Origin of the sequence: Vreelandella aquamarina (assembly GCF_044805175.1) — a bacterium.
In the GTDB taxonomy this organism is placed as follows: domain Bacteria; phylum Pseudomonadota; class Gammaproteobacteria; order Pseudomonadales; family Halomonadaceae; genus Vreelandella; species Vreelandella aquamarina_B.
The window spans coordinates 1,330,696-1,343,410 of sequence record NZ_CP085232.1 but is presented as its reverse complement, the minus strand read 5'-3'; the positions used below and the strand labels follow the sequence as shown (position 1 = coordinate 1,343,410).

Here is a 12,715-nt window from a genome sequence, read left to right as displayed (position 1 = left end):
CCATGTCATCCCTTGCGAAAACCCACTGTGAACCCTGCAGCGGTAACGCTACGCCGCTCTCTTACAGCGAATGCCATACCCACCTTGAGACGCTTCCAGAGTGGCAGATTGTCGAGCACGATGGCATCATGAAGCTGACGAGACAATTTACGTTTCGCAACTTTGCCGATGCGCTGGCGTTTACCCAGCGTGTTGGCGATATAGCTGAGCAGGCTGGGCACCACCCGGTGATTGTGACCGAATGGGGTAAAACGACAGTAACGTGGTGGTCCCATGAAATAAACGGCCTGCACCTTAATGATTTCATTCTTGCCGCCAGAACCGACGAGGTAGCCGAATAAATGTTTGAGCAAATTGAGCGAGTCCCTGGAGATGCCATTCTCGGGCTGATCGAAGCTTTCAAAAAAGATACCAACCCGCAGAAAGTGGATCTTGGTGTTGGCGTATACCGCGACGCCGCCGGAAACACACCGGTCATGCGTGCTGTCAAGGAAGCAGAGGCTCGCCTGCTCAAGAATGAAACCACCAAAACCTACATTGGCTCCCACGGTGCGCCTGCGTATGGCGAAGCCGTTCTGCCGATGGTTTTAGGCGCTGACTCCCCAGTACTGGAAGCCAACCGGGCCAGCGCTACTCAGTCACCTGGTGGCACCGGTGCACTACGCCTAGCGGCCGACTTTATTGCCAGCCAGCTGCCGGGCAAGGGCATTTGGGTAAGCGACCCAACGTGGCCTAACCACCACGGTATTTTCACCGCTGCTGGTATTGAGCTACACAAGTACCCCTACGTTGATGCCGATAACCGCCTGGATTTCGACGGCATGCTGGCGGCGCTGAAGAAAATTCCAGAAGGCGATGTCGTGGTACTCCACGCTTGCTGCCATAACCCCACTGGCTTTGACCTTTCTCAACAGCAGTGGCAAGAGGTAATGGCGGTTCTGAAAGAGCGCCAGCTGCTGCCACTCATCGACTTTGCTTACCAAGGTTTTGGTGAAGGCCTGGACGAAGACGCCTACGGCGTGCGTCTGCTGGCCGAGAACCTGGATGAAGTCATTATCACCAGCTCCTGTTCGAAGAACTTCGGTATTTACTGCGAACGTACTGGCTGCTTGATCCTGGTGGCTAAAGATGCCGAGCAGATGGAAAACGTGCGCTCCCAGGTAGCGATTGTCGCTCGTGAGAACTACTCCAACCCGCCCGCTCACGGCGGAGCGATTGTCAGCGAAATCCTCCACGACGCCGAGCTTTCTGCCATGTGGCGCGAAGAGCTGACCGAAATGCGCGACCGCATCAATACGCTGCGCCGTGACTTCGTTGAAGCGCTGAAGCCCTACGGTTTGGATGAGAAGTATGCCTGCGTTGCCGAACAGCGCGGCATGTTCTCTTACACCGGCCTAACGCCGGAGCAGGTAGACCGCCTGCGCGACGAGTTTGGCATCTACATGGTGCGCTCTGGCCGCGCGAACGTGGCTGGTTTCTCCCATGAAAACCTACCCTACCTCGCCAAAGCTATTGCTGCGGTTAACGACTAACCAACCGCATATCCATCCTACGCCCAGGCCAAACGCCTGGGCGTTTTTGTTGGTGGCAACTGCCTGTTTGTAAAGCCATAAGATTATCAACCCCCTGGCAAATGTTGTGTACAATTGCGCATTCGCCGCCAGAGCCTGGGGCGCCCGTGCGGCGTCCGTTACAACGCAGCGCTTGACCGATTAGTCAAACCTTCGGCACACTCAGCGTAGCCTTGTATACAACACACCATAACCAAGAGGCCTAACATGGCGGCTGCCAACACTCACTACCCCTGGTACAAAAAAGAAGATACCGACGCCTTCTTCGCGCTCTTTCAAAACAATATCGCCAACTTCGTTATCATCGCGATTACGATGCTAGGCATGGGGTTCCCCGCCTCTATTGTTTACGGCCAAGTACTCCCCGGTGCCGCAGTCGCGGTGATGGTAGGTAACTTCTACTACGCGTGGAGTGCCGCCCGGCTGGCACGCAAAGAGAATCGCAGCGATGTCACCGCGCTCTCCTATGGCATCTCTACCCCAGTGATGTTTGTTTTCCTCTTCGGCGTCTTGCTACCTGCCAAACAGCTAACCGGCGACCCTGAACTGGCCTGGAAAGTAGCCGTCGCTGCCTGCTTTATCAGCGGTGCTATCGAAGCAGTGATTAGCGTGATTGGCCGCTGGGTACAGTACCACCTACCCCGCGCCGCTATGCTGGGGGCCGTGGCCGGAGTGGCGCTTACCTTCATTGCTGGTGAAATGCTGTTTAAAACCCTGGAAATGCCGGTGATCGGTCTTGTCGTCCTGGGCATTATCATTGTTGGTCTAGTCGCCCGGGTCAGTATGCCCTTTAAGCTGCCCACCTCCCTGTTTGCCATTGTGGTCGGTACGGTGATGGCCTACTTAATTGGCGACGCCGGCAGCGAGCGTTTTAGCGATGCTTTCTCTCATTTGGGCTTTTATCCACTCCTGCCTAACCTCGCCTGGTTTGAAGGGTTAGGCCTACTGTTTACCGGCATGCTCGCCGTGCTTACCGTTGTGCTGCCCATTACGCTCTACAACGCGATTGAAACCATGAACAATGTAGAAGCCATGGAAGCCGCTGGCGATAAGTACGACGTGCGCGAATGCCAAGCGGTAGACGGTGCGGGCACCATGATTGGCGCACTGTTCGGTGGGGTGTTTCCAACCACCGTCTATATTGCCACGGTGGGCGCTAAATGGATGGGAGCGGGGCGCGGCTATAGTATTTTGAATGGTGCCGTCTATGCCATTGCCACCATGTTTGGGCTAATTGCAGCGCTGGCTGCCATTATTCCGGTTTCCGTCGTTGCCCCCATTCTGGTATTTGTCGGCATGTCGATGATCGCCACCGCCTTCCAGGCGAACGATACCCGCTACTACCCTGCGATTGCCCTGGCCATGCTGCCCTACTTTGCCAACTACGTGATGACACGCTTTAACCGGGGCGCAGGAGAAGTGGTTAGCGATATCTCCAGTGCCATTGTAGTGATGGGGCAAGGGGCCATGTTTATGGCCATCTTCCTGGGGGCCATGACCGTGTCTGTCATTGACCACCAGTTCCGCCGAGCCGCGGCCTTTGCCGTCATTGCCGCTGGCTTCTCGTTTGTGGGCTTGATACACGCTCCTAAGCTTGCCTTTAACGCTGCGCCAGAGTTTGTCACAGGCTATTTGGCCATGGCCCTACTGTTTGTGTACTTCTCTTTTCAAGAAGCCCCTCATAAGCGCTAGGCTAGTGTGACACTCCCGCCTGCCGATGCGGGCGGGAGAGGATGCGCTTGAGTAACACCCACGCCGTTAGCCCGGCTAGCAGGTTGCCAATGGCCGCACCGGCGGCAAGGCCTGTCCATCCAAATAATTGCGCACCGAGCCACAAGCAGGGCAAGTAGCAAACAAACAGCCGCGCACTGGAGAGCAGCATCGCCCGCAGCGGCCAACCTAACGCATTGCCTGCCGACACCACCAACATACACACCCCAAGCGCTGCATAGCTGGGCAGCAAAAAACGAATCAGTAGCGCTAGCTCACTCTGGACTTCCGGGTTACCTGCCAGGGCCATCGCTACCCACGGGGATGCTAACGCCAGCAGCACGCCTAGGCTCAGTTGCCAAATCACTGCGACCTTCAACGCCAGTCGCATTAACTGCTGGATCTGTCCCCAATTCCCCGCTCCATAACAGCGCCCCAGCCAGGGCGGCAGCGACATTGTCATCGCTAAAATCACCATCAGCGATAACGTCTCAAGACGGCTCGCCAGCCCCCACGCCGCCACTTGGGTATCGCCCAGTTCCGCCACGGCAGCAATCGCCAACATGGCAGCCAGCGGTGGCATAAGCTGGCTCACCATTGCCGGTGCGGCAATGCCGGTGAATGGCCGCCATGAGCGCTGTACCTCTTGCCATAGATCTACTGTGCTCGTCCATTGGCAGCGGCGCAATTTACCCCACGTCAGTAAAAGCCCTACAGAAAACGCTACGGCGGTGGCCAAGGCAGCTCCCGGAAGCCCCCACCCTTCCCACGCACCAAAGCCAAAAATAAATAGCGGATCAAGCGCCAGATTAATCAGGCTACTGGCCACCATCATCTTTCCCGGCATGCGGGTGTCACCGTGGGCACGAAAAACGCTATACATAAAGTAGAGCAGCGCACCTAACCAAGCAGAAAACAGCTGAGGCCCCCAATAAGCGCGAATATACTCCAGCGCCGCACTATCTGCCCCTAGCAGCCTAAAGAGCGGCACCTGAAGCAGCCATAACGCTATTACCAACACACCCATTACCGCGCCACCCGCAATAAGCACCAGGCTGCTTAGACGTTTAGCTCTTGCCTGCTCACCTGCCCCTAGCGCTCGGGAAATCAACGCGGCAATGGCTATCCCCATACCAACCTGGATACCAATCATCAAAAACGATAGCGGAAAGGTGAACGACTGGGCTGCCAGTGGCGCGGTCCCCAAGCGCGCGATAAACGCGCTATCCACAAGCTGGAAACCCAATAGCGCCAGCACGCCAATGGCCATCGGCCATGTTTGCCGCCATAGGGTTATCGCCAACTCGCGTTGTTGCATAACAGCTGCCAAAAGCCGACTCCTTACAAGGCGTTACTTATCTGTTTAAAACGCAAAAACGCCACCACCTATGAAGGTGGCGGCGCTTTCAACGAACGCTGCTTACTGACGAATACCTTCAAACGTCACATATAGTTCTAATTCATGCATCGCTTCAGGGAAGGCGCTCATATCGATACCAAAGTCGCCAAGGGTCAGCATAGTGCTACCCTCGAAACCTGCGCGATAGTTGCCCCAGGGGTCTTCACCTTCACCCATCAGCGTTACTGGCATTTCGATCTCTTGGGTCTGACCATGCAGGGTCAGTTCACCCGTGACGACGCCTTCGTTATCGCCGGTAGCCTCGAAACCGGTAGATGTAAAGGTAGCGGTCGGGAACTCATCGGCATTGAGAAAATCGCCGCTAAGAATATGGCGGTCACGCTCAGCGTGATTGCTGTTTAAGCTATCGACCTGCACTTCCATCTCGACAGAAGAAGCGCCTAAATCGTCCGCATCGTAAGAGAACTGGCCATCAAACTCTTCAAAGCTGCCTAGGATGTAGGAGAAGCCCAGGTGATTAATCTTAAATTGAACAAAGGCATGCTGGCCTTCGGTATCAATTTGGTACTCGGCCGCTTGAGCTTGGCTCAAAGGTACTAGTGCTGCTGCCGCTACAGCTGCTGCCATGACATTTTTCTTAATCATTACTTCCATCTCCTCTCTTTCCTTTATGGGCACTGCTAGGCTTATAAGCGCTAGGCAGCGTACAAAAAATCAGTGATTGTTTTGTTGGCTATAGCGAGGGTTGACCATACGGCGAATCGTTGTATGGCGGTGTTTAAAGTGATGCAACAAAGCCGCCAAGGCATGCCCCCCCGCCAACACCATTAGCGCCAACGCACTATACCAATGCACATCCCCGGCAATGCTTGCCTGATTAGGCAGGTCGTGAAGCACAGCGGGAACATCAAACCATCCAAACACGCTAATGCCGCGGCCGTTCGCTGTGGAAATCAAGTAACCACTAGTCAATACAAGCAATAGAATCGCGTAGAGCGCTATATGGCCGAGATGAGCGGCAGTACGCTCAAAACGGCTGCCCTCCCCCGCTGGCGTTGGTTGTACAAAGCGCCACGCAAGGCGGGCGAATGTCGCCAACACTAATAAAATCCCAATCGAGCGGTGAATCCAGGGCGCTTGGTTGTACCACGGGTCATAGTAACCTAACCCAGTCATCCACCATCCCAGTATGAATAGCCCGATGATGGTAAGCGCACTGAGCCAATGAAAGAGGATACTAATGACACCCCAACCGCTGCGTGTGTTCCGCCACATCCTTGATTCCCCGTTAAAAAAAGCGCACTTCCCGCTGCCAATCGACGTTATCTAGGATAAGAGCATACCGCTTGGGACTGAAAAACACCGCTGAAAAAAGCAGAACAGATCATTCGTAAAAACTGTTGTAACGGACGGCTAGCAGCGGAACCCCCAATAAAAAACCGGCCATAAATGACCGGTTAGACGTTCGCTACACCATACCCTTAGCCTGCAACGAGGGCATCCAGGCCGCGCGCTAGGTCCCGCTGTATATCATTTTGACTCTCAAGCCCTACTGCCACCCGAATGAGCCCGGGAGCAATGCCTGCCACCTCTTTCTGAACGTCGGAAAGACGCCCATGTGTGGTGGTAGCCGGGTGTGTAATGGTCGTTTTCACGTCGCCCAAGTTACCGGTAATCGAGAGCATCCGCGTGGCATCGATCACCTGCCAAGCACCCTCTTGCCCACCTTTCACCTCGAAGCCAAGCACCGCCCCAAACCCCTGCTGCTGGCGTTTAGCCAACGCATGTTGGGGGTGTGCTTCCAAGCCGCTATAGTAAACGCGATTGACCGCTGGGTGCTGCTCCAGCCAGCGCGCCAGGGTCAAGGCGTTTTCGCAGTGCGCTTTCATACGCAGCGAGAGTGTTTCCAACCCTTTGGTGAATATCCACGCATTAAACGGACTCATGCATGGCCCGCAAGTGCGTACAACACCGAATACCTCTTCCAGCACATCATGCTTACCCACGACCGCACCACCTACCGCACGCCCCTGGCCATCCAGGTACTTCGTGGCGGAGTGGATCACCAAATCCGCCCCTAGTGCGATGGGTTGTTGCAGAGCAGGGGTTAAAAAGCAGTTATCAATCGCCAGCAAGGCACCGCTACGCTTGGCGAGCGCCGCCAGCGCAGGGATATCCGCCACTTCGGAAAGCGGGTTCGAGGGCGTTTCAGCAAACATCAGCTTGGTGTTAGGACTCATCGCCTCTTCCCAAGCTGCCAAATTAGAGAGTTCCACATAGCGGGTAGTAATACCAAACTTACCCAGGTACTTATCAAATAGGCTGACTGTGGAGCCAAACAGCGAGCGTGACGCCACAATCTCATCGCCTGCCGAAAGCAGCGCCAGCGCTGTTGAAAGGATTGCCGACATCCCCGAACTCGTCGCTACGCAGCGCTCTCCGCCCTCCAGCGCAGCCAAACGGCGCTCGAAGGTATGCACGGTGGGGTTAGTGAAGCGCGAGTAAACGTTACCCGGCTCTTTACCACCGAACTTACGTGCGGCTTCCGCCGCACTCTCATACACAAAGCTCGAAGTAGGAAAAATGGGCTCGGCGTGCTCTTGCTCAAACGTGCGCTGATGCCCTGCACGAATGGCCAGGGTCTCTAACGACCACTCATCCTGATGGCTGTCATCATGCATAATGGCGCCCTTTGTTCAAAACAACCGGTTTATCTAATAATCAATCGCAGTGCCAGACGCGTCTAATCGTCCAGATCATCGTCTTGATTGTGCATATCGACCAGCGCGTGGTCACCCGCACTCTGATCTTTGGCCGCATCGTTACGGCTGGCTTCCAGAACGGCTAGATACGCATCGTCGATATCGCCGGTGACGTAGTTGCCGTCAAACACCGAACAGTCGAAGGCTTCCATGTCAGGGTTTACTTCGCGGCAGGCGTCTTTTAGATCTTCCAGATCCTGGTAGAAAATACGGTCGGCGCCAATCAACTGTCCCACTTCCTCCTCGGTACGGCCATGGGCAATCAGCTCGGAGGCCGCCGGCATATCGATACCGTACACGTTGGGGTAGCGAACGGGCGGCGCGGCGGAGGCAAAGTAAACCTTACGCGCACCGGCATCCCGCGCCATCTGAATGATCTGCTTGCAGGTGGTGCCCCGCACAATGGAGTCGTCCACCAGCAGGACGTTTTTGCCTTTGAACTCCACGTCAATGGCGTTCAGCTTTTGACGTACCGATTTCTTACGCTGGGTTTGCCCCGGCATGATGAAGGTGCGACCAATGTAGCGGTTCTTCATAAACCCTTCGCGGTAGGTCACGCCGAGGTGCTGAGCCATCTCCAGGGCGGAGGTCCGGGAAGTGTCGGGAATGGGGATGACCACGTCGATATCGTGATCCGGCCACTCGTTCAGGATACGGTCACCTAGCTTACGCCCCATTTGCATCCGCGTGCCGTAAACGTAGGCGCCGTCCAGAATCGAGTCGGGGCGGGCAAGGTAGACATGCTCAAAAATGCACGAGCGTAGCTGCGGGCGATCCGCGCACACCTGTGTATGCACCTGGCCCTGCATATCCACAAAGATCGCTTCGCCAGGAGCAAGGTCGCGTTCCAGTTCAAAGCCACCCACATCCAGCGCCACCGACTCAGAGGCAATCATTACCTCCTGGCCGCCGACATCCTGGCGGGTGCCAAACACAACCGGACGAATACCGTAAGGGTCGCGGAAGGCCACCATGCCGAACCCGTTGATAATGGCGACCGCCGCGTAGCCGCCTTTGCAGCGCCGGTGCACTCTACGCACCGCATCGAAAATATCTTCAGCTTCCAGGTGCAGCCCCTGTTTCCCCAGTTCGTGGGCGAACACGTTAAGCAGCACTTCGGAATCGGAGCTGGTGTTGATATGACGAAGATCGGTAGAGAACAGCTCCTGCTTCAACTGCTCAGAGTTGGTCAGGTTACCGTTGTGGGCCAGCGCAATGCCGTAAGGGGAGTTAACGTAGAAAGGCTGTGATTCCGCTTCGCTGGAGGAGCCTGCTGTCGGATAGCGCACATGGCCAATGCCCAGGTTACCCTTCAGGCGAGCCATGTGGCGGGTATGGAAAACATCGCGCACCAAGCCGTTACTTTTGCGGAGTAGGAAGCGCCCCTCGCTCCACGTCATCATCCCGGCAGCGTCCTGACCACGATGCTGAAGTACGGTCAGGGCATCGTAGATTCCCTGATTTACCGCCTGCTTGGCCAGAAGGCCCACAATACCGCACATTCCAGTTACCTCGCTTTATACCATGGCTTACCGGGGCAAGCCCGTACGTTCATCAAACTTACAAGCACTGGAGCCGAAAACAGCACCAGCGGAGAATTTGTTGGCAGCACCCGTTACTCCTTGGCAGGGGCACTGCTTGGGGGTAGTGTCTGCTGCGGAAGACGTAGCTCAGGCAGCGAAATATCGCGCAGCGATTCAGGCGGTGCCGGTAGCTCCCGCTCCCACTGGTCAAGCTGGCTAACGGCCCAATCACGAAGCTCGATAAAAGTGGGCCGAAGAGACGCTTGCTGCCAGGCCTGCAGCTCGGCCAATGGCGTCAGAGTAATTAAAACAGTGGCGACGAGTAGAATCACCGCTCCGCGAGCCACGCCAAAGGCCGCACCGGCAAAGCGGTTTAACAGCCCCATCCCCACCCACTCGACGGCGGCATGTACGATGCGAATCACGATCCCGCACAGCAGGATAACCGCAAAAATCACCAGCACAAACGCCAAGACCAGGCGGGCATCAAAGCTCTCGATAAAGCCGCTCATCAGCTCCGCTACGGGTTCTGCTAGAACGCGAGCGACCATCAATGCCACTACCCAGGCAGCCAAGCCAAGCGATTCGCGGACAAACCCGCGCACAAAGCCCGCCAACATCGATAGCCCCAGAACCGCTAAAAAAAGCGCATCAATCCAGGTCAGCGCCATTATTAATCCCTTACCCGTACAAGCAGGCCTTGCACGTTTATGCGCCGCTTAATTAACGCCATAGCCGCCTCGCCGTCTTCGGACGTAGCGTAGGGGCCGACCAGCACTGTCGTCAGGTTATTATCCCGGGCACGCTGGAATACGCTGAACCCTTCGTCACGCAACTGCTTGCTAATGCGTTCAGCATTGGCCGCATCGCCAAAGCTGCCGACTTGTACCGCCCACTCGCCCTGCTGTTGGGCAGCAGGTGCAGCACTGGACGAGGAAGTATTCGAACCACGATTTTCACTCGCGGCTACCAAATCGGCAATCGGGTCACTCACCGGCGGAGACTCAGGTTCACTACTCGGCTGCGAGGCGGTTGACGTGCCAGGATCGGCAGGGGCGCTTTGCGAATCAGCGGCGGAGCTTTGGGACGATGGGGCGCTATCGCTGGATGATGCGACTTGATCAGTCTGGGGCTCCCGAGGCAAAACTTCGATAGGTGCCTCTAGCATTTCATCGTTCTCTACGGGCACTGAGGATGAGGGGTTTCCGATAGAAGCGGGCATTTCTGGTACCGGTACCTCCTGGCGCACTACCTCAACCGGCTGCTCGATCACGAAGGTCGGTTGCGGGCGCTCTTCCCTAGGGGCAGGGTCGCTCATCAGCCAGGGAACCACAATAGCTAACAGCGCCAGCAGGATAACGATGCCACTAATGCGTTCCGTTTTACCGTATTTCATATCCCTCTCCATCAAGCTTAGCGAGCCTGCGGCGCTGCTTGCGGCAGTGACGTCGCCAACAGCTCCGCCACCGTAAAGAACGAGCCGGTGGCCAGCACGCGATCTTCCGGCGCTAGCTGCTTGGCAAGCTTGGCAGCCCCTGCGGCAGGTGAGTTGGCGCAATCATACACCCGTCCGCCTAGCGACGTAATACGTTCGGCCAGCTCTGCTGCTGAGCGGCCGCGCTCCCCTTCCAGCGTGACACAAACCCAGTCGCTCACCTTGGGTAACAACGCACGGATAACACCATCCGCATCCTTGTCATTGAGCATGCCAATGAGCGCCCACTGGCGACCCCCTTTCGGCGGCACCGGCAAGCGGCGCGCCAAGTACTCCGCAGCGTGGGGGTTATGCCCGACATCCAAGCACCACTGCCCTACCCACTGCATCCGCCCGGAGAGCGTTACCGTACGCAGCGCCTTACTCACTTTATCGACTTGCAGCGCCACGCCAGCCAACGCTAGCGCTTGCAGCGCGGTTGCCGCGTTGTCGATAGGCAAACCGGGGTCTGGCAAGCCATCCAGCGACAGGGTATCCCCCTGCTGAGTTAGTCCGTGCCAACACCAGGGCCTACCTACCATATCGCCTGCGCTGTGGCTAAACGCCGAGCCTAAGGCATAGCTAGGCGCAGCAATGGAAATTGCCGATTCTAAAACGCTTTTCGGCAGCGCCTGGCTGCCCAGCACGGCGGGTTTTAAAGGGCGGAAGATACCCGCTTTTTCACGCCCGATCTGTTCAAGGTCGGTGCCCAGGAAATTGGCGTGATCCAACGCAATCGTGGTGACAATCGCCACGTCGGCGTCGATGATATTGACCGCATCCAACCGCCCCCCCAGACCTACTTCGAGGATGGCGATATCGAGCGATGCTTGCGCCAGGCACCACAGCGCACAAAGCGTCCCCGCTTCAAAATACGTTAGGCTAACCGTCGGCTCTTGCAAACGGGCACTTTCGACCTGCTTAAAGCCTTCCACCAAACGCTGGTCGCTAGCTTCCCGGCCATCCAGTGTGACCCGTTCGTTATAGCGCAGCAGATGAGGAGAGGTGTAGGTGCCCGTGCGCAGTCCATGGGCGCGGGCCAAGGCATCGATCATGGCAAGGGTCGACCCCTTGCCATTGGTGCCCGCGACCGTGATCACCTGTTTTGCAATGGGACGCTCTAGCAACCCCATGCGCTTGGCTACCAGAGAAACCCGCTCCAGCCCCATATCGATCCCGACAGGGTGCAGTGTTTCAAGGTGGTGTAGCCATTCGGCTAAGGTGTTAAGCATTGCGTGAAGCGTCATCGCTTGGTGTTTGTCGGGGCTCTGCCGGCACTCCCGACTCAGCCTTATCAGCCACCTGCTCTTCGTTGACCACTGGCTCAACCACCGGGTCGGCTTCCGGCATACTACCTTCTACCGGGTTGGCGCTTTGGTGAGTCAGCTTACGCAGCACGCCACCCACGCGGGCGCGCATATCGTGACGATGAACAATCATATCCACCGTGCCATGCTCCAACAGGAATTCGCTACGCTGGAAACCTTCAGGCAGCGTTTCACGCACGGTCTGCTCGATAACACGGGGGCCAGCGAAGCCAATCAGCGCATTGGGCTCAGCAATGTTCAGGTCGCCCAGCATCGCCAGAGAAGCGGAAACGCCGCCAAAAACCGGATCGGTCAGGACGGAAATATACGGCACACCTGCCTGCTTGAGCTTTTCAAGCGCCGCCGAGGTTTTCGCCATCTGCATTAGGGAGAACAGCGCTTCCTGCATCCGAGCACCGCCAGACGCCGCAAAACAAACCAACGGAATACGCTCTTCCAGGGCAATGGTAGCGGCACGGACGAATTTCTCACCCACCACGGCACCCATGGAGCCACCCATAAAGGTGAACTCAAACGCTACCGCCACAACGGGCAAGCCATCCAGCTCGCCGCGCATCGCCACCAGCGCGTCTTTTTCGCCGGTCTCTTTTTGCGCTGCGGTCAGGCGGTCTTTGTATTTCTTGGAGTCGCGGAATTTAAGGCGGTCGTTGGGTTCGATCTCCGCCGCAATCTCTTCGCGCCCCTGCTTATCCAGGAACCAATCCAAGCGCTTGCGCGCCGTTAAGCGTAGATGGTGCTCACACTTAGGACACACACTGTGATGCTTCTCTAATTCAGGCAGGTAGAGAACGGCTTCACACTTAGGACATTTACGCCAGAGGCCATCGGGCACGCTGGCACGACGGTCTTTACGCTGGATACGCCCCATAGAGGGCACGATCTTATCTAACCAGCTCATATCAAAAAGGCTTCCGTATACGTCAAGGCTTGGCAACGCCAAACCTGATGAGTGTCATCAATCAATTCAGTGTAGACGATGAGGGAACG

General features: G+C 56.6%; 12 protein-coding genes. 3 read left to right on the top strand and 9 right to left on the bottom strand.

The window, feature by feature from the left end:
* Positions 1 to 2 precede the first annotated feature (2 nt).
* The 3 genes from LG300_RS06265 to LG300_RS06255 all read left to right on the top strand — a co-directional run bounded on the left by LG300_RS06265 (position 3) and on the right by LG300_RS06255 (position 3,263).
* Positions 3 to 341: a 4a-hydroxytetrahydrobiopterin dehydratase gene (locus tag LG300_RS06265; RefSeq protein ID WP_404377541.1), complete on the top strand. Its 339-nt coding sequence runs from the start codon at positions 3 to 5 to the stop codon at positions 339 to 341.
* On the top strand, positions 342 to 1,532 hold the full coding sequence (locus LG300_RS06260) for an aromatic amino acid transaminase (RefSeq protein ID WP_404377540.1): 1,191 nt from the start codon (positions 342 to 344) through the stop codon (positions 1,530 to 1,532). It abuts the gene before it with no gap.
* A 246-nt stretch (positions 1,533 to 1,778) separates the two neighbouring features.
* Positions 1,779 to 3,263 (top strand): NCS2 family permease, encoded by a 1,485-nt coding sequence (locus tag LG300_RS06255; RefSeq protein WP_404377539.1) that lies wholly within the window; start codon positions 1,779 to 1,781, stop codon positions 3,261 to 3,263.
* 1 nt (position 3,264) lies between these two features.
* Here the strand turns inward: LG300_RS06255 and LG300_RS06250 are convergent, their stop codons facing one another.
* The 9 genes from LG300_RS06250 to accD all read right to left on the bottom strand — a co-directional run bounded on the left by LG300_RS06250 (position 3,265) and on the right by accD (position 12,626).
* A complete protein-coding gene (locus LG300_RS06250; protein WP_404378002.1) occupies positions 3,265 to 4,599 on the bottom strand; it encodes an MATE family efflux transporter in 1,335 nt (444 codons plus the stop codon).
* Between the two features lie 102 nt (positions 4,600 to 4,701).
* A complete protein-coding gene (locus tag LG300_RS06245; protein WP_404378001.1) occupies positions 4,702 to 5,286 on the bottom strand; it encodes a YceI family protein in 585 nt (194 codons plus the stop codon).
* Positions 5,287 to 5,355: 69 nt separating this feature from the next.
* Positions 5,356 to 5,916, bottom strand: coding sequence for a cytochrome b (locus LG300_RS06240; protein WP_404377538.1), 561 nt, complete (start codon positions 5,914 to 5,916; stop codon positions 5,356 to 5,358).
* A 206-nt stretch (positions 5,917 to 6,122) separates the two neighbouring features.
* The gene (locus LG300_RS06235) at positions 6,123 to 7,322 is read right to left on the bottom strand and encodes an O-succinylhomoserine sulfhydrylase (RefSeq protein WP_404377537.1); all 1,200 of its coding nucleotides are present in this window, start codon (positions 7,320 to 7,322) and stop codon (positions 6,123 to 6,125) included.
* 62 nt (positions 7,323 to 7,384) lie between these two features.
* Positions 7,385 to 8,905, bottom strand: a complete 1,521-nt coding sequence (gene purF / locus LG300_RS06230; RefSeq protein ID WP_404377536.1) for an amidophosphoribosyltransferase — start codon at positions 8,903 to 8,905, stop codon at positions 7,385 to 7,387.
* Between the two features lie 113 nt (positions 8,906 to 9,018).
* On the bottom strand, positions 9,019 to 9,597 hold the full coding sequence (locus LG300_RS06225) for a CvpA family protein (RefSeq protein ID WP_404377535.1): 579 nt from the start codon (positions 9,595 to 9,597) through the stop codon (positions 9,019 to 9,021).
* A gap of 2 nt (positions 9,598 to 9,599) precedes the next feature.
* Positions 9,600 to 10,322, bottom strand: coding sequence for an SPOR domain-containing protein (locus LG300_RS06220; RefSeq protein ID WP_404377534.1), 723 nt, complete (start codon positions 10,320 to 10,322; stop codon positions 9,600 to 9,602).
* A 17-nt stretch (positions 10,323 to 10,339) separates the two neighbouring features.
* Complete coding sequence (gene folC, locus LG300_RS06215; protein WP_404377533.1) at positions 10,340 to 11,632, bottom strand: bifunctional tetrahydrofolate synthase/dihydrofolate synthase; 1,293 nt, start codon at positions 11,630 to 11,632, stop codon at positions 10,340 to 10,342.
* Positions 11,625 to 12,626, bottom strand: a complete 1,002-nt coding sequence (accD, locus tag LG300_RS06210; protein ID WP_404377532.1) for an acetyl-CoA carboxylase, carboxyltransferase subunit beta — start codon at positions 12,624 to 12,626, stop codon at positions 11,625 to 11,627. Before accD ends, folC begins: the two co-directional genes overlap by 8 nt.
* Positions 12,627 to 12,715 lie beyond the last annotated feature (89 nt).